A 17,405-nucleotide genomic window follows, 5' to 3' on the forward strand; every position below is an offset into this window, starting at 1 on the left:
CCGTCCAGACCGCCACTTTCTAGATAAATAATGGGCGGTTAGCTCAGTTGGGAGAGCATCTGCCTTACAAGCAGGGGGTCACTGGTTCGAGCCCAGTACCGCCCACCATTATTTAATAGAAGACACTGCATATTATGCAGTGATTTATCTATACTATCCGATTTTATATCTTCATTATTTGAATTTTAAATGGTTGAAGCACTCGCAAGAGTGCTTTTTTAATGGACAAAATTTATAACTATTGTAAAATAGTAGGATAATAATTTTTTTAGCAAAGCAAATGGATTTATTTACCGCAATTGTAACAATTGTAATATGCTTGATTATTGCTACTTACTTAATAGATTACTTTCGTAAGCATTAATTAAGAAGGACATAGTTATATGACAAATGAGGATAAAAAGTTTCCCCAAGTATCTAATTTGCAATACTTAGGTAAGCTAGGAATCTTTAATGTAGAAAGTTTACATCTCCGCTTTAGCAATGGGGTAGAAAGAGATTATTATCGTTTAGCTTCACGCCGTGATGCGGTGACCGTAGTAGCTTTAGACGGTGATGAACTTTTATGTATTCGTGAGTTTGCTGGTGGTACTTTGCAGTATGAACTCGGATTTGTGCGTGGGGGAGTAGAACAAAGTGAGACTCCGATAGAAGCTGGTTTACGTGAACTCGAAGAAGAAGTTGGTTATAAAGCTCATAAAGCAATTCATCTTTCTACCACTTCGAGCAATCCTGGTTATAACACCGGATTTCATCATATTATTTTAGTAAGTGATTTAGAAAAGCTTGAAACTAAACCTCAAGGAGATGAGCCTGAACCTTTAGAGTTGATACGCTGGCCGTTAAATAATCTTGCTGGTTTGGTAGGACAAAAGTATTTTCGTGATACCACGCATACTTTAGCATTATTTTTACTGCAAGCCCATTTAGCTCAAAACCAACTTGCTAGGGCGTTAGAGTACAAGCGGAGTTAAACTCGTAGTTTTAACTTTTAGATACTCAAAAGTTATTCTAAGTAGCTATTGTCGATTATGCACAATCTGTACAAGGAGATAACTTAGAGGATTATTAGCTAATTAAGGTAATAATTGTTCAATAAAGTAGCAATTGCTCAGTAAAGTAATAATTGCTTAATAAAGTAACAATTAGCTAAAGGTTAATTAAAACTAACAATTATATTAATAAATGTTAGAATTAGCTCTCTAAACTTAAAATAAACTAACTACTCTAATATCTCACAATAACCTAGAGCAAACTAATAACAATAGATAGCTCTTTATAGTCAGAGTGATTACCTAAACATTTTCTTTGTAGAGGCTTTTTAAGTATTTACAGGATATAAGGATGATAAAGTACATCTGGTTTTTGATAATTTTTAACTAAAAAAATCAAAACCCTTGGTTTTACTGCAAGCAGATTCTAAGGTATAATAAGGAACTATCTAGATTTGATTAAGTTTTAGTGTGTCAGTTATTTAGGTTTGCTTTGTGGTACTTAATTCTTTATCTATTTTTTCTTAATTAGAGAGATGTGTTTTGTGTTAGGGTAATTAAGTTTAAATAGAGTCTAGATAAACAAAAAAGCGTACTCCTCGGGGGTACGCTTTTTTGTATTAGATTTCTAAATTTTCTTTAGCATTTTTGACTAATTTATTAGGTCAATCTTGATGACCATTGACCATTGGATTGAGAAAGGAATGAGCTAAAGCTATGGCAGGTTTACTATTTTGGTTTTTTATATTAAAAATTTTACTCGATTTTTTGGTAAAGTTTCTATTAATCAAGCATGGATAATTTCAAGATCGAGATTTGCGTTGGTGGAGAGCAGAGATTTCTAAACTTTTATAAGCTAATTTAAAAGCAACCTTGGAGTTTCCAAGGTTGCTTTTAAGTTATAGCTTTTAATCAAGGTGATCTTCAAGCAGTAATTCGTGAAGTACGACTAAGGTTTCTTCATTACGGAGATAAACTTTGCTGTATTCGTGAACACCTTTACATACGGCTTCAGGATCTGCAAGTTTGGCAATAGTGTCTACTGGTACAAGACTAGCAATCCAATCACGATTTTCATTTACAAACACTAAGAGGTCTGTTTTACTTAAGAAGAATTTTAAAGCTATATTATTGTATAAACTTAAATCTGCTTGATGTTGTTTAAGTTTAGTTTCAAAAACATCTTTAAAGTATTGACCAAATAACTCTGCGTGTTCTGGTAAGTAGAAGGTTCCAAGATCGAGAGTTTCATTATCTAGATAAGCACTAGCTAAAGCTAAGTTCATCCCCACGGCTGTACCAAATAAAGTATTTTTGAGGAGATAAACAATGGTTGCTTGATATACTTTCGCATAAAACTCGCCATCTGTAGCACGATGTTTAGCTACAGTTAGGAGTAAACGGTGAGCTAAAGCGTAAGGCGATGAAGAATAGTTATGAAATACATTATCTAGAAACTCAGGAGTTTGCTCGTGGTTTAAAATATGTTCAACTAAAGCTAAATCATGATGTGGATGTAGTTCACCAAGTGATCTTACTGCACGATCAAAGATTCGGGTTGCATAGTGTTCAAGTAAAGAATCAGCATAGAGGTTAGCTGCCAAGTGTAAACGTTCTTGACCTAATTCTCCAAACATCCCTGATACTGAACTTAATTCCACAGTAGCAAATAAATGGAGATAGAATCTTTTGATGGTTTTGAGGATTTCTTTATTTTCTTGATATGCTTGATGGTCGGTTTCTTTTTGGTTTGCCGTAGGTAACTCAGTATGCAGATATAGAGAGTTTACGGGACGACGATCTGCAAACACAAAAGGAGCGGTAAAGGAAGCATCGGTTAGAGCCGTTAATGCTGGATGTTTATTAGTACGAATATAGAATTGTTCACGTCTGATTTTATTACGTGTTGCTAAACGTTCAAATTTATCTAGTTCACGCATTTGGCGTGCCACTATATCAGCAGTACGTTCTTGTTGTTCAAAATTATGAGGCATATATACTCCCGTAAATTTAAATGAATGGTATTACCAGTTCCTTTTACAGCATACCACTTATTAAAGTATTGATTTTACTTTAATAAGGGGTAAGGAAAAAGTTTGCTCAGCTTAATATATATTTTATATCCTAGTTTTTTATACTGACAAGAGCTAACTTAATGCAAATAACTTAAACTAGTGATTTTTGAGGCATAAAAGTAAGGTTATTGTTGTCTCTCCCCTCCCCTAGGTGATGGAGGGGAGAGGCTAGGGTAAATTAATAATTTTTAAGCACTAAAAAAACAGCTATAGGGTAGCTGTTTCATTAAATGTAATTTAGGTTTATTTTTGTAAAGTCGCTGTAGCTTTGCCATGTCTCCGTAGTTGATCAAATGAACTTTAGGTTTTTGCCTAAAGTTCTTGAGGCAAGCTTAGCAAAATTACTCAGTGTAAGTTTAAAGCAAGAGATCTAAGTTAAATTTGCTTAATTTGCTTTTTTAGGCTTAGATACAATTAAATTTTAAGTTTACATTAACTTTTTAGGGTAGCTTTAAACTTTTAGTTCTAATTTAGCACAAGAGTAACTAGGAAATGAGTAACTAGGAAATTTATTAAGAGTTTATTAAGTTATCAATTACTCTACTTGATTCCTACTTACTCTAGTTGAGAATTTATCTTTGTTTTTTATGCCTCTTGTGCTGGTTGAGTTGCTTCTTGTGCTGGTGATTGCTGAGAGAGCAACCAAGCTTCTTTAGCTACCGAGGTTAGACCAAGATCAATTACTTGAGCGGTAGTTAATTGACGCTGTGCTTCTTGAGCAAGGAATTGTTCTTGCTCATGAGGATGTTGCGAGCAGTAACGTTGATTTGCCACGCTTAGCTGATGAATCTGACGACGGAAATTTAGCAGATGCGGAAGTTGTAAGTAGAGTAAGCCTGCAACGTCAAGTACAAATGGAATTGACGTAAAGTCTTCACTCATAATTAACGGGAACACATCTTCACTACTAAAATCTATATTCGTAGTACGCCAAGGAATTTGGTTAATATCGACAAGATTAAATACCGTAGCATTAGGGCTAGTTGAACTTTGAGCATAAACCAATGATGGAGCTACATCCCAAATTTTCATGGCATTTGGTAACAGATAATTAGTTAAACGATTATTATCGAGAGTTGCAAATACCAATGAAGATTTATAACCTGCCGAATGGAAAGTTTCTAAGCTAAAATTCTGGTAATGATATGGGAGTTCAAACATGCCAAATGCTTGTTGAGTACGTGCACCTTGAATCAGACGAATACTTTGGTATGCCTCATTTTTGTTTTCTTTATTTATCAGAAAACGTGGATGTGGATGCTCACTCACATAAGCCGAAAGTTCAGCTGTTAAATGGATCAGAATGCGAGCATAGAATTTTACTTCCTCAGGTAAAAACTGAAGTTTCTTTTCTTGGCTTTCTTTAACTGATTTGTTTCCTAAAGTAAGATAATGTTCAAGTAAATCTTGACGTTGATGATGTTCAAGAGCATTGTGCGCAGCAAGAACATTTAAATCTGGAAAATGATGTAGATTTAAGCAAACCTTTTGTTGACCATAGCCAAGGTTGAGTTCCTGGTTTAATTGGGGAACAAAAATACTTGCTAAACGACGGACAAGATTTTTAAAATCATCATTATCGAGATGCTCTAAATCATAAGCTTGTAAGTAAAAAGGAAGTTTACGGCTTTGATGTTCGAGTTGTAAGCCCCAGTTTGAGAGTTCAAGGCTTTCAAGGTCAGCATTCACCGCTTTAGCACTGCTGGTATTTTTTTGATAGCCTAGTTGAGCATTAGCTTGTGCTAAAGCTTGAAGTTCATCAGTCTGCTCTTGAGAGGCTTGCTCAGTACGTTGTTGATCTCTGTCTTTACTCCAAAGAGCAAAATGCTTGCGGAAGTTATTTAAATTAAATTCCGAACTAAAAAAAGTTTTCTCCGCTTTGGAGTTAACTTGCAAAGACGGGTTGGTTAATTGACGCCAAAAATTTAAAGTTTGCTGGTAATGAGCAAAGTTTAGTTCTTGGTTTGTTTTTTGGTTCGTTTCTTGGCTTGTGCCTTGGTTTGCTTCTTCGCTCTTGCCTTGTTGATTTGGGTTTTGCTCTTCGTTTTGTTGGTTTTGGCTAAAAGCATACTTACGCCATGCACGCATGTGTTTAACTAACATGAGTTGGGCATTGCCAAGACAACGGAAATAATCTTGATTTTGTTGTTCTAGATACTGAAAGTAAGCAGGAGTAACACCAAGATTGATATTATCATTACCCGTACCTGGGTTTACGAGATACTCAAAAGTGTTTACGGTATCTGTATGAATGACACGTTTAAACTTAAACGGATGGAGATAAGTAACATGAGCATCTAAATAAGCTTTTGTTCCCGCTTGACGCACTAGTTGAGCAAACTCTTCTTTACTTACTTGCTGTTGTTGCCAAAAGTAAGCAAAGGCTTCAAGATCAAGTTGTACCATAAATACCCCTATGCCTTTAACTGCATAGTGGATGCGTCCTAATTCAGGCTCATAAACAAAGGTAATTAAAGCTTGCCCTTGATCAATAAAGCTCACCATATGACAATAGTCTTGGCGACCTTGAGCATAGCCTTTAGTTCCGTCTATAGGGTCAACGAGCCACCAACAACGACTAGTTTTCATGTCAAAATCAGGATAAGCTGACATGTTCTCTTCAGAAATTGCAAAGTCCCCAAAGATACTTGGCAGAGTTAAATTAAAATACTCAGAAAGCATCTTGTCAACATAGGTTACTTCGGTATTATCGTCCTTATAGGCAACTGCAAGCTGGTCAGATTTAATGGTGGTCGCTAAAGCACCAGCATTGACTAAGCATGAACATACAGGAATAAAAATTGAATTTTTAAAGAGTTCGGGTAAGTCTTGGAGTAATTGTTCTGGAGTATATTTGCTTGCCAGCAATTCGGAACTTGTATTAGACATAAAAATTTTGACTAAAAAACTTAGATTAATAAAATGAGAAGTAACTTAAATATAGGCGGTTTAAGATTAGAGTTTGCCTGCATTTACATAATCTCTAAACGCATATAAAGCTGCAAGGTTACGACTATCTCTAAAGCGAGGATGACTTAAGAGTTGATCAAGTTGCGCTAGAGGCCAACGTACGAGAGTTAAAGGTTCGGGTTCATCTCCTTCGAGCATTTGCTCTAGAGGTGAGAGGTCTTGGGCAATTACTACATGCATTTGAGCAGTTTGGTAGCCTATAGAATTATAAAAAGAAGTTAAATGGGTATAACGTTGGGCTTGATAACCAATTTCCTCACCTAGTTCACGACTAGCCGCTGGAAGTAAGTCTTCGTTATCATCTATACCCCCACGGACAAAGCCAAGTTCATAAGTGAGAGTGCCTCCAGCATATTCTTCAATAAGGAGGAGATCTTGCCCGTCGACAGCGATTACGGTCACGGCATCATTGGCAGCTGCCAAACGATAGTATTGACGTTCTTGACCATTACTAAATTTAACATCTAAAGCCTCTACATGAAAAATCCCTAATTTACCTAGACTTTGGATATTCCTTACTTGCGGTAATTTACGTTTTTGCTCTGTCATAATTAAGGGTATTTTAAAAGTTGAGTGGAGATGATTAAACAGAAAGTGTCTTTCTGATTAAATAGTAAAAATTATATTTTAATTATACTTGAAATATCGTTTGAAGTGGTTATTTTTCAGTTAGCTAAAGGCAATAATGGTAAGAAAACTCTAGAGAGAAAGCTAAAAAACAAGGATTTATCAACAAGAGCTGTAAGATTTGCCAAAGCTTAACTAATTTGCGAGAGTTTTTTTGAAAGGGGGGGGGAAGTTTATTTGGTTTTGTGAGGAAGAAATTTAATCGGACTTAAAGAATGGGCTTATAATGAGAAGATTTGTTTAAATACATGAGCAGTAGATTAAAGAACCTATGAGTAGAATTTTACAGCATAGACAAGAAGAATTTTGAAGAAAGCACTTGTAGTTTGCTAGAATAGAAAGATAAATTTATGTTGAGATAAACTATGCAACAAAACCCAGAATTTTTAGAGCAACTCCAACAAGGAGTTAACGAAAAGCTCTTAAGTAATTATGTAACTTTTAAGCGTACTAGTCATCCAAGTATTCTCGCTTTAACTTATTTTATTGATCAAGTAGAAAGTAAAGAGCAAGGAGTGTACCTTGAAGACTTTATGAATATTCGTATTTTAGAATCTGAAAGTACTGATCCTGAACTTTATCATGATTTACAAATTTACCGTACTCAAGTCTATGCTAATCTCGTAAATTTAGTCGATTATCTTAATCAAAGTGGTTGGCAAGTGAAAGATTATGATACTTGTAGAGCGGTTATTGAAATTGCTAAAGCCTATAGTCAACTTTATACTAAATATCAAGCAAGCAAAAAGATCTTTGCTTGGCAAGTAGATTCTCCAGCGTTTTCTTTAACAGAAGATTATGCTTTAGTGTTAGAATTTCTCCAAGCTTGGGGAAGTAGTCGAGCAGAAGAGTTTTGTCTCTATACCGAATATAGCGGACAACCTAAGCATTATATGCGTTTTTTACATCGCTTATTTTTAGCTTTAGCTCAGGTACCTGAAAGTGAGTATACGCATCCTCGAGTATTAACTTTTGCTCAAGGGGCTTTTTACTATTTAGTTTTACATACGGTATTAGGGCATTTATTAGGAGCAGAGCTTTGCGCTGCTGTCCATAGTTACAACGCCTCTTTACCTTTGCGTCCCTTTAATGTCGCTTTAGAAAGGCTCGATGACTTTGCTGAGGCATTAATTACCACCACTATTGTGTTTGATGAACGAGAACAAGTTGATTTCCTTAATGAACTTGCGGTGCAACTTCTCGCCTCCGGACGCAGTCGAGAAGAGTTTATTAAGCAAAACTATGAACAACTCCAAATCCAAAGCCAAGAGTTTGGGGAATTATTAACCGCACAACTACAAGTGTCAGCCTTAGAACTGCGTCAAGAAGCTGATACTTATGCGAGTTTACTGGGTGCTTATCAAGCTGAGTCGAGAAAAAAGTCTTGGCAAGTTAATTTTTAATGCTTGAATTAAGAGAGATAATTATGAGTTTTAGTTTTTCTGAACTTTAGCTCTTATAAACTTTAGTTCTTCAAAGCTTGAGAATTTTAAGAGGGATGGTGATGAATCTTCACTTTGTTAATCTAAAAGTCTGAGAGCGTCTGTTTAAATAATTAATGAGGTTTGAGACTTGAAAGTTACTTTTTTGCCCTTATAACTATAGTAAGAAAAAATAGTAAAATCATAATTACCTCATAATCTGGCTCATGCGTATTTGCATGGGCCAATTTATATTTAGTTCAATTTATAGTAAAATAGGGTTGAAAAAAATTTACCTTAGAGAAAAAAGAAGAAAAATTATGGCATTAAATGCAGATTTACTAGCTGGTGGTTATTTAGAGCAATCTCGTGATCCTCTAAGTAGCTATATTCATACTCGTTTAGAAGAAGAGTTTCCTTTCTTAAAAGAAGACTCTGAAGCAAAAGTAATTTTACGAGCATTAATTTACGATTTAGCGACGCAAAGACGTAATCCTGATGATTTTGTCTATTGGTTAGCAAAACATTTTGCGCAAAAATCTATGGTTGATGATGCTTATTTACCAATTTTTGATGCAGAAAACCCTGAATCTAAGAAACTAGCTAATACTATTAAGCTCGTACTAGATGATTTATACCAGTCTTTACGTGGGTTAGAAGAAAGTGAGCGTCAAGCTTTCTTTGCCGATCTCGTGGCAACAGGTTATTATGGTTTCTTAGCACAATTATTTATTAATTTTGTGAGCTTTGATCTTGTTATGCTTAAAAGTATTGCTTACTTCTATCCTGAAGTTGATTATAAACAAGCTTATCCTTTAGTTTTAAATCAAGAACAAGCGGATTATTTACGTGCAGCTTTACAAAGTTATATTCAAAATGAAGGAGTAATTGGTTTTAATGAGCAAGGGTTAGAAATAGATACTGAGTTACTCTATTCTTATTTTGCTCAACATCCAACTGAGATCTTTGTGAAGTAAATTCCAATTTGAAGTAAGTTCCAAAGTTCAAATACATTTCTAAAAAATCCCCAAAGTCCTAGGTAGCACCTAGAGATTTGGGGATTTTCCTATTTAAAATTTAGCTTTTAAATTATGCTAGAAGCAATAATTTAGAGAAATAGACTTTGATTCCTTTTTCTTAATTTTGCCTCTCTTCTCTTAACCTAGATTATTTTTAGGTTCTAGAGGAACAATGGTAGTTGCACTGAGAACATGAGTTAAAGATTTGTACATAAACACTAAGAATGCAAGTCCAAAAGTACAAAGAGCTAATACAAGGTAGAGAAGAATATAACCTAGCATGCTCATAATATCTAAATTACATTGTAAGCGGGCTACTGGAAGATTGGTTTCTTTTTCAACAATGTAGGTTTTGTTAACTACATTTTTGTAGAGGTAGTATTGAAATACGATAGAGGCTAAACCAAAAGTAACAATGATGAGGATAAACCAAATTAAAATAGAAAGGATAATGCCACCAACTCCAACTTCACTTTTTAGTTTGTATTTAGAGAAGTCTAAGGCATTAAACTTAAAGTTAAATTGCTCTTGTCCTTGATTGGTTGTGCCAGTGGTATTGATTGGAGCTAAATTATTTTCTGTCATAGGCGTGCAAAAGAAAAGTAAAAGAGTTTATATAGGAGCTAGCTGGAATTTAACTTAACGCTACTAATTCTATTAACGAGGAACTAAACTCCGATACAAGTAGATTTAGATGTTAATTAAGAGAGATCTTGTTGTACTAAAGATCTCTTATTGAACTAAGAAGAAAAGTTTTGCATAGTTTTTCTTAGAGCCATTAGATAGGGATAAGCTAAGTTGAGCTAACAGGTAAACGACTGGATGAGACTAAAGTAGAATAAAAAGATCTCTAGTCTACTAGTTAAAGAGTTGAATATTGATGGAAATAAATTTTATCCAGTCTTAATTAGATTATATATTATTTTTTAGAAATTATTGAAAATAAACAAGAATCAAGATGTTTTATAAAGTTATCTTGTGATAAAGTAATTTAAAGAGTTTAAAGGCTTAAAGATTAATCGGTTTAACTAGTTTTTTGGTCTGGAGGTTCGGAGGCTATGAGCAACAATTTATAAGTAGTGATTATAATTTTTGTTTGAGTTTATCTTGGAGTTTATCTTCGAGTTGAAGGAGCTTGAAAAATGATCATGCAAAGATCATTTTGTCGAAAAACTAAGATTTTTTTGTGATCCAAGACATAAAATCTAAAATTGAAGTTTAAAGTCTAATCTCGGAAGATTAAAGAGGTATAAAATAAGGATGAAGAGGAAGAAGTTGAGGCTTTTCCTCTTGTACCTAAACTAATTATTGGATATAATTAGCTCTTGCAAAAATTCAAAGAGATACTTATGTTATATATCGTTTTTATTGGGGTAACGGTTTTTGTAGTTATTGGTCATAAACTCTTTACTTTTAATCATCAGCAATATGTAGAGAAGCAGGATTTACCCTGCCCTGAACTAGCTCAAGAACACGATTATTTGCTTGCTCGTTTGCATGGAGACGGTAAAACCTCGGATGCTTATGTCGGAGCAGAGTTACCTCAGTACCAAGAACCTACAGATATTAAATACTTGCATCCAAATAGTGAACGCTTACTAGTTTGTCTGCAAAGTGGAAGAAGGTATCGTTTACCTTGGTTAGAGATTTCTCGCATTTACTACTTACAAGAACGTAAATCACCATTCTTTCATCTTGTAATTACCACTAAAGAAGGAGATAGATTTGTTTGCAAAAATTTATCTCGTCTTGATATCCAAGATTTTGTTCAAAATCTAGAAATTTTTATCGTAAAAGTAAAAGATAAGATGAGAGATTTTGCTTTTGTGAGTAAAAATTGTCAGTTTAAAGCACAAAGAACGATAAGCTACTATCAAGAAATAATTATTTTAAAGACTAAGCTACAAGCAGAATTAGCGACGAAAAAAGTACCTGCCGACTTTTTAATCCAGAACTCAAATGTTACTTTTGAGGATATAAAGTATAAACCGCATTTACGATCATAGGGAATAGATTAGGCTTATAGTAAGATTAGGTGTCATAGAGATTATGTGAAAAGCTCGTAACTAATTAAAAAACTCCTGATTAAAAAACTAGTAGCTGATTAAAAAGTTTGCAGCTGATTAAGTTAATCTAGTAAGCATTTGTTAGCAACTCCAAGGAGTTGCTAACTGCGTTTTTAGAGATTAGAGAAAAGGTAAAGTAAAGAAAAATTGTATACTGCTAAATAATTAAAATATCGATGAAGAGTAAAATGCGAAGGCATAGTAACTACAGACAAGTGCAACATGAAGGTATAGGCTGGTTAAACTTAGTTTCCTACTTAAAACTCTAAGCAAGGGAGTTAATTTAGTGGCATAATGAATATATAGTTATCGCAGGAGAAAGAATATGTATTTAGCTGCACTTCATCATTTTTTTAAAGATTTTTGGAAACGTAACGGACGCCGTCGTTTTGCAGAACAACCTAGAGAACCTATTGATCCTCAGTTATATCTTGAAGCTGTAGGCTTATTACATCAGTTGTGTCTTCCTGGCATGAAATCAGTCCATTTAGGAGGTAAGATTATCCCTGCCCAAAAGGCACAAGTATTTCGTTCGAGTTCAGGGGTAATAAAAGGTACTTTAAAGGTTCCTAAAGAAGATACTATCGACCTGTTTATTTGGGGAATTGATGATCGTGGGGTCTATTATGAATTAAGTAAAGACCTGAACTATCTCCTAGCACTAGCTGCGAAACTACATAAAGAACAGCAAGAATTAAGTTTTTGGCAAAAGTTAACTCAAGAGCAACAAAAGAAAAGTCCCATTGCTCCTCATCAAAAGTACAAGCCAATTCAAGCTCATGTGCATCCCGAGTTTGCCATTGCTTTACAAACGCTTGAACCTAACCACTTTGGGTCTAATGTGTGCGAAGCTTTTGCCTTTGTCGAATATATAAGTCGTGAGGTTTATCATCACTTAGAGCAAGTAAGGCATAATGCTTGGAATCAGTTTTATGTATGGGTGCAAGACAATGAAAGCTTTGAACTTGACTTTAGTCAAGAAGAGGAAGAGGCTTTACCTATATGGCAAGAGGAACTTGATAAAGCTTTAGAAGTTTCTCAAGCTTATTTTCAAGATCATGCTTAGAAGTTTATGAGCTAAGCCAATAACTTAATTTATTACTTTTTAGAGAAATTGATCTTAGATATATCAATAGAGTTCAGAAGTTTAAACTCATAGTTTAAGCTTTTGAACTTTAATTATTTTATACTTAGTTTGTTTAATTTACAGTTTGCGGGTTTGCTTTACAATCTGCTGGTTGAATTTGTAGTTGGTTGGTTTAATTTGTACTTTGCTGTACTTTGTTTTCTCATTCTCAGTTTTATTTATTTGCCACTTATTATTTACCACTTACACTTGCTCTTTTGGTGGCTAGATGACTTTTATTGCTGATTTTTAAAAAAGTTTTGGTATTTAAGCAAAGTTTTATTATAATTAAGCAGGTCTTTTTTAAAGATAGTGTTTGATTTTTCTTATTTTTCTAGGTCTTGCTTATTCTAAGAGCTAGAGAAATAGCAATCTTTCCTTTAAAAATCAAAAGCTTAACTTAAAATCTGAGGTTAGAGTTGAGAATTACTTTTGCTTGTGGTGATTTTTCGAAAAAAATTGCACTAAATGATTAAGATTCTGTAATTTTTGCATAAAAAACATATATAATATAGATGTGTATTTTTTTTCGAAAAATCATCAAGAATAAAAAATTTTGATTCTAGAACTTAAAAAGGAATTACAAGATACTTAAGCCACAAAGGGTAATTTCTTTAAGATAAGAATAATATCTAGCCAAATTTTACCTACTTTAAAGTAAACTTTGCTTTAAAGTTAGTAGCCTTGACTAGATTTTTTTCTTTTTGCTTTTTGGGAGCATTGGTATGAATTGGTAACCGTCTCGAGAGATCTCTAAGTAAAAGTAAAAAAAGCAAATAAGCAAAAGCAAAGTAATAGTAGTAAAGAACAACACTATGTAAAAAACAATAAAAGTCGCAAAAAACCAAAAAACAATAATCACAAAAACAATAAGCACAAAAAAGTAACAGAAGTAAAAAACAGCAGAACAAGTAACGTTAAGCTTACAAAAAGTTTCTTAGTAAGGAAACAAAGTTACAAGTAAAAGTTTATACAAATGTATATAAGCAACAAAAGCCTAAGGCTGGTAATTTATATACATCTCTATCAATTTTTATCTTGCAAAGTTTGGGAACGCCAAATTTATTTCTGACAAACAAGAGTTATTCAATGATTGACAATTTACAACTTGAACAGCTAGTACAAGAAGCTTTAGCCCAAGTAGCACAAGCAAATAGTGTACCTGCATTAGAGGAAGTACGTTTAAATTACTTTGGTAAAAAAGGTCACTTTTCTTTACTAATGCAACAATTACGCGATGTGCCGAATGAACAAAAAGCAGCAGTAGGGGCAAAAATTAACGAAGCAAAAACTACTGCCCAAAATGCTCTAAATGAGCGTCGTGAAGCAATTGTAGCTGCGGAATTAAATGCAAAATTAGAAGCAGAACGTATTGATGTAACCTTACCAGGTAACGCTCAAGGGATGGGCGGTTTACACCCAGTAAGTAAAACCATTAACCGTGTAGTCTCTTTCTTCAGTGAAATTGGCTTTACGGTAGTTGGCGGTCCTGAAATTGAATCTGCATTCTACAATTTTGATGCTTTAAATATTCCTGATCACCACCCAGCACGTGCGGATCATGATACTTTTTGGTTTGATGCGCAAAGATTATTACGTACCCAAACTTCAGGGGTGCAAATTCGTTCAATGGAAAAAATGTCAGCTCCATTAAGAATTATTGCTCCAGGTCGTGTGTATCGTAATGACTATGATCAAACTCACACGCCAATGTTCCACCAAATAGAGTTACTATTTGTTGATCATGCTGATAAAGTAAGCTTTAAAAACCTTAAAGGGATTATTAAAGACTTATTAACTAATGTCTTCGAAGAAGAGTTACAAATTCGTTTTCGTCCTTCCTACTTCCCATTTACCGAACCTTCAGCGGAAGTTGATGTAATGGGGAAAAACGGTAAATGGTTAGAAGTACTAGGTTGTGGTATGGTACACCCTAAAGTACTTGAATCTGTAGGTATAGATCCAACTAAATACCGTGGCTTTGCTGTAGGTATGGGGGTTGAGCGTCTGACCATGTTACGTTATGGCGTAAATGACTTACGTGCGTTCTTTGAAAATGATTTAAGATTCTTAAAACAATTCAATAATTAAGAACAGCAAGTTATTAACCTTAAAAAACGGATGTAAAAGAACATGATCGTTAGTGAATTAGCATTACGCAACTGGACTAAACTACCTGCAAGAGAACGTATTATTACTGATCTAACTATGTTAGGTTTAGAAGTAGATGACGTAGCTCCGGTAGCAGGGGAGTTTAATAACGTAGTGGTGGGAGAAGTTGTAGAGTGTAAACAACATCCTAATGCCGACAAACTACGTGTAACTAAAGTAAATGTAGGGGAAGCAGAATTATTAGATATAGTTTGTGGTGCCCCAAATTGTCGTCAAGGCTTAAAAGTTTGTGTCGCTAAAGTTGGAGCGGTGCTTCCTGGTGACTTTAAAATTAAACCTGCAGAATTAAGAGGTGAAGCTTCAAACGGGATGCTTTGTTCTTATAGTGAACTAGGTATTGCGATTGAAGCAAATGGAATTATTGAATTACCTGCAGATGCACCAGTAGGTACAGATGTACGTGACTACTTACAATTAGATGATGTGGTAGTAGAAATTGGTTTAACTGCAAACCGTGCTGACTGCTTATCGCAATTAGGGGTAGCACGTGACTTAGCAGCTAAATACCAATTACCAACCAAATTTGCAGATTTTAAACAAGAGTTATTTGCTCAAGCTTCAGCACGTGTAACTATAGATGAAATTTTCCCTGTAGAACTGGTGGATGATCAAGCTTGTCCTGCTTATGCGTCTCGTGTAATTAATGGCGTAAACGTAAACGCAAAAACTCCAGAGTGGATGGTACAATACTTAGCTCGTGTAGGTGTACGTTCAATTGATCCAATTGTGGATATCACCAATTTTGTTCTTCACGACTTAGGGCATCCACTGCATGCGTTTGATAAAGCAAATCTGCATGAAAAAATTATTGTGCGTGCAGCTCAAGAAGGTGAAAAAATTGTTCTTCTTTCAGGTGAAACTGCAGAACTAAAAAGCAATACACTAGTAATTGCTGATGCTCAAGGTCCAGTAGCTTTAGCTGGAATCTTTGGTGGTGAGCATTCTGGAGTAAATGCTCAAACTCAAGATATTGTTTTAGAAGCAGCACACTTTGCTCCTTTAGCAATTGTAAATCGTGCTCGTCAATATGGTTTACATACAGATGCTTCTCATCGTTATGAGCGTGGTGTAGATCCACAAATGTTACTTGTAGCTATGGAGCGTGCAACGCAACTAGTATTAGAAATTTGTGGTGGTAATGCAGGTCCAGTAAACCTACTTGGACAAATTCCTGACAATACCAAACGTATTACTTTAACTCATACTTTATTAGAGCAAATTGCGGGTATTGGTTATAGTAGACAACAAGTTATTGATATTTTAACGGGCTTAGGTTGTTATGTAACCGCAAATGACGATCATACCTATACGGTAGTAACGCCAAGTTGGCGCTTTGACTTAGAGATCCCTGAAGATCTAGTTGAAGAAATTATTCGTATCCACGGTTATGAAAATATTCCAACTGAAGCACCAGTAGCAAAATTAGCTATGCGTCAATTCCATGAAGCTGATTTAGCTTTAAATCGTGTAAAAGACGTATTAGTAAATCGTGATTTCCAAGAAGTAGTGACCTATTCATTTGTGGAACCAAAACTGCAAGCTTTATTCCATCCAAATGAACCTACTTTAGATCTACCTAATCCAATTTCGGTAGAAATGAGTCAAATGCGCTTAAGCTTATTTACGAATTTATATAGTACTTTAGCTTATAACCTTAAACGTCAACAAAAACGTGTGCGCATTTTTGAAACAGGTTTAACTTTTGTTCCTAATCCTCAAGCTGAACTTGGAGTAAGTCAAGAGCTAGTATTAGCTGGTCTTGTGGCTGGAGAAACTACGCCAGAGAGCTGGAATCATAAAGCACAAGCGGTAGACTTCTTCCATGTGAAAGGGATAGTTGAAGATTTATTAGCAATTACTAATGCCTCTGAATTAGGGGAAGTAAGATTTGCTCCGGCACAAGTTGCAGGCTTCCACCCTGGACAAACAGCTGAGATCCTGATTAATGGAGAGAAAGTTGGTTTAGTGGGTAAAGTTCACCCAGCACTAGCTAAACCTTATGGGGTAAGCGGTGACGCTTATATGTTTGCTTTAGAAGCAAAAGCTATAAGTCAAACTCATGTCCCACAAGTGCAACCAGTATCTAAATTCCCAAGCAATAAACGTGATATAGCGTTAATTGTTAAAGATGACGTACTTGTTGGTGATCTTGTTGCAGCTGCACGTAAAGCTGGCAGTGAGTTATTAACTGACGTACAATTATTTGACTTATTTACTGGAGCCCCATTAGAGCAAGGAACTAAGTCAGTAGCTTTAACATTAACAATTACGGCGTCAGATCGTACCCTTGAAGATGCAGAGACCAATGCAGAAATGACACGTGTAGTGTCGGCACTAACTGCAGAGTTTGGGGCGGTTCTACGCGAGGTTTAAAAAATTTACCATGAATAAAAAGGCAACAGCTAAAACAAAAACGGCAACTAAAGAAGTTGCTGAGAAATTACCTTGTGTAACGCGTAAAGATTTAGCTTATAAATTACAATCTCAATACGGTTACGATCTAGCGATTAGTAAACGCTTTGTTCAAGTATTTTTTGATACGATTAGAGAGAAACTTTTAAACTCTGAAACGGTAAAATTATCATCTTTTGGTACCTTCTCAGTAGTACAAAAAACTGCACGTCCAGGACGTAATCTACGTACTGGTGAAGAAGTAGAAATTACGGCACGTAAAGTGATTCGTTTTGTCCCTTCTCGTAAATTACGTGTAAACTCTCACGAACAAAAAGAAGATTAATTCTTAATAAATGTGAAAAGTTAATCAAATTTCTTCAGGTTATTTTATAATTATAGGAAACAGGTTTAATTTGGATTAAATTAGAACCCTAAAAATTAGATGTTGCACCCTTACTTGTTGCTGAACCCAAGAAGTAAGGTGCAGAATACAATCAATCACTAAACATCCTTGCAACAGAAAATTTTTAGAGTTCTTCCCCG

12 protein-coding genes and 1 tRNA gene are annotated in these 17,405 nt (G+C 34.9%); 9 read left to right on the forward strand and 4 right to left on the reverse strand.

Features of this window, described 5'->3' with window-relative positions:
- Positions 1 to 32 precede the first annotated feature (32 nt).
- Both CKF59_RS05685 and CKF59_RS05690 read left to right on the forward strand, forming a co-directional pair.
- Positions 33 to 108 (forward strand) — tRNA-Val (locus CKF59_RS05685).
- A gap of 275 nt (positions 109 to 383) precedes the next feature.
- Positions 384 to 974, forward strand: a complete 591-nt coding sequence (locus CKF59_RS05690; RefSeq protein WP_119534992.1) for an NUDIX domain-containing protein — start codon at positions 384 to 386, stop codon at positions 972 to 974.
- Between the two features lie 926 nt (positions 975 to 1,900).
- Here CKF59_RS05690 and CKF59_RS05695 read toward each other — a convergent pair.
- The 3 genes from CKF59_RS05695 to nudE form a co-directional block, all read right to left on the reverse strand.
- Complete coding sequence (locus tag CKF59_RS05695; RefSeq protein ID WP_119534993.1) at positions 1,901 to 2,986, reverse strand: hypothetical protein; 1,086 nt, start codon at positions 2,984 to 2,986, stop codon at positions 1,901 to 1,903.
- Between the two features lie 666 nt (positions 2,987 to 3,652).
- Positions 3,653 to 5,956, reverse strand: a complete 2,304-nt coding sequence (locus CKF59_RS05700) for an inositol monophosphatase family protein (RefSeq protein ID WP_119534994.1) — start codon at positions 5,954 to 5,956, stop codon at positions 3,653 to 3,655.
- Positions 5,957 to 6,022: 66 nt separating this feature from the next.
- A complete protein-coding gene (nudE, locus tag CKF59_RS05705; protein WP_119534995.1) occupies positions 6,023 to 6,586 on the reverse strand; it encodes an ADP compounds hydrolase NudE in 564 nt (187 codons plus the stop codon).
- A gap of 443 nt (positions 6,587 to 7,029) precedes the next feature.
- Between nudE and CKF59_RS05710 the strand changes: the two genes are divergently transcribed.
- Together CKF59_RS05710 and CKF59_RS05715 are read left to right on the forward strand one after the other, a co-directional pair.
- Entirely contained in the window at positions 7,030 to 8,067 is a 1,038-nt protein-coding gene (locus CKF59_RS05710; protein ID WP_119534996.1) for a hypothetical protein, read from the forward strand.
- Between the two features lie 338 nt (positions 8,068 to 8,405).
- On the forward strand, positions 8,406 to 9,062 hold the full coding sequence (locus CKF59_RS05715) for a hypothetical protein (protein WP_119534997.1): 657 nt from the start codon (positions 8,406 to 8,408) through the stop codon (positions 9,060 to 9,062).
- A gap of 180 nt (positions 9,063 to 9,242) precedes the next feature.
- Here the strand turns inward: CKF59_RS05715 and CKF59_RS05720 are convergent, their stop codons facing one another.
- A complete protein-coding gene (locus tag CKF59_RS05720) occupies positions 9,243 to 9,689 on the reverse strand; it encodes a DUF6693 family protein (protein ID WP_119534998.1) in 447 nt (148 codons plus the stop codon).
- Positions 9,690 to 10,453: 764 nt separating this feature from the next.
- On the opposite strand from CKF59_RS05720, the gene CKF59_RS05725 reads away from it, so the two are divergent.
- From CKF59_RS05725 to CKF59_RS05745, 5 genes are all read left to right on the forward strand, one after another.
- Entirely contained in the window at positions 10,454 to 11,110 is a 657-nt protein-coding gene (locus tag CKF59_RS05725) for a hypothetical protein (protein ID WP_119534999.1), read from the forward strand.
- 385 nt (positions 11,111 to 11,495) lie between these two features.
- Positions 11,496 to 12,236, forward strand: a complete 741-nt coding sequence (locus CKF59_RS05730) for a hypothetical protein (RefSeq protein ID WP_119535000.1) — start codon at positions 11,496 to 11,498, stop codon at positions 12,234 to 12,236.
- A gap of 1,149 nt (positions 12,237 to 13,385) precedes the next feature.
- Positions 13,386 to 14,387, forward strand: coding sequence for a phenylalanine--tRNA ligase subunit alpha (gene pheS / locus CKF59_RS05735; protein WP_119535001.1), 1,002 nt, complete (start codon positions 13,386 to 13,388; stop codon positions 14,385 to 14,387).
- Between the two features lie 42 nt (positions 14,388 to 14,429).
- The gene (gene pheT / locus CKF59_RS05740; RefSeq protein ID WP_119535002.1) at positions 14,430 to 16,841 is read left to right on the forward strand and encodes a phenylalanine--tRNA ligase subunit beta; all 2,412 of its coding nucleotides are present in this window, start codon (positions 14,430 to 14,432) and stop codon (positions 16,839 to 16,841) included.
- A 10-nt stretch (positions 16,842 to 16,851) separates the two neighbouring features.
- Complete coding sequence (locus CKF59_RS05745; RefSeq protein ID WP_119535003.1) at positions 16,852 to 17,205, forward strand: integration host factor subunit alpha; 354 nt, start codon at positions 16,852 to 16,854, stop codon at positions 17,203 to 17,205.
- The last annotated feature ends 200 nt before the right edge of the window (positions 17,206 to 17,405 follow it).

It is taken from the genome of Psittacicella gerlachiana (assembly GCF_003585965.1).
Classification (GTDB): Bacteria; Pseudomonadota; Gammaproteobacteria; order Enterobacterales; family Psittacicellaceae; genus Psittacicella; species Psittacicella gerlachiana.

Excerpts from the sequence above, each read along its gene's own strand:
- CKF59_RS05695 (WP_119534993.1), bottom strand. The coding sequence starts at position 2,986 with ATGCCTCATAATTTTGAACAACAAGAACGTACTGCTGATATAGTGGCA.
- pheT (WP_119535002.1), top strand. The coding sequence starts at position 14,430 with ATGATCGTTAGTGAATTAGCATTACGCAACTGGACTAAACTACCTGCA.
- CKF59_RS05700 (WP_119534994.1), bottom strand. The coding sequence starts at position 5,956 with ATGTCTAATACAAGTTCCGAATTGCTGGCAAGCAAATATACTCCAGAA.
- CKF59_RS05710 (WP_119534996.1), top strand. The coding sequence starts at position 7,030 with ATGCAACAAAACCCAGAATTTTTAGAGCAACTCCAACAAGGAGTTAAC.
- CKF59_RS05715 (WP_119534997.1), top strand. The coding sequence starts at position 8,406 with ATGGCATTAAATGCAGATTTACTAGCTGGTGGTTATTTAGAGCAATCT.
- CKF59_RS05745 (WP_119535003.1), top strand. The coding sequence starts at position 16,852 with ATGAATAAAAAGGCAACAGCTAAAACAAAAACGGCAACTAAAGAAGTT.
- pheS (WP_119535001.1), top strand. The coding sequence starts at position 13,386 with ATGATTGACAATTTACAACTTGAACAGCTAGTACAAGAAGCTTTAGCC.
- CKF59_RS05690 (WP_119534992.1), top strand. The coding sequence starts at position 384 with ATGACAAATGAGGATAAAAAGTTTCCCCAAGTATCTAATTTGCAATAC.
- CKF59_RS05720 (WP_119534998.1), bottom strand. The coding sequence starts at position 9,689 with ATGACAGAAAATAATTTAGCTCCAATCAATACCACTGGCACAACCAAT.
- CKF59_RS05730 (WP_119535000.1), top strand. The coding sequence starts at position 11,496 with ATGTATTTAGCTGCACTTCATCATTTTTTTAAAGATTTTTGGAAACGT.
- CKF59_RS05725 (WP_119534999.1), top strand. The coding sequence starts at position 10,454 with ATGTTATATATCGTTTTTATTGGGGTAACGGTTTTTGTAGTTATTGGT.
- nudE (WP_119534995.1), bottom strand. The coding sequence starts at position 6,586 with ATGACAGAGCAAAAACGTAAATTACCGCAAGTAAGGAATATCCAAAGT.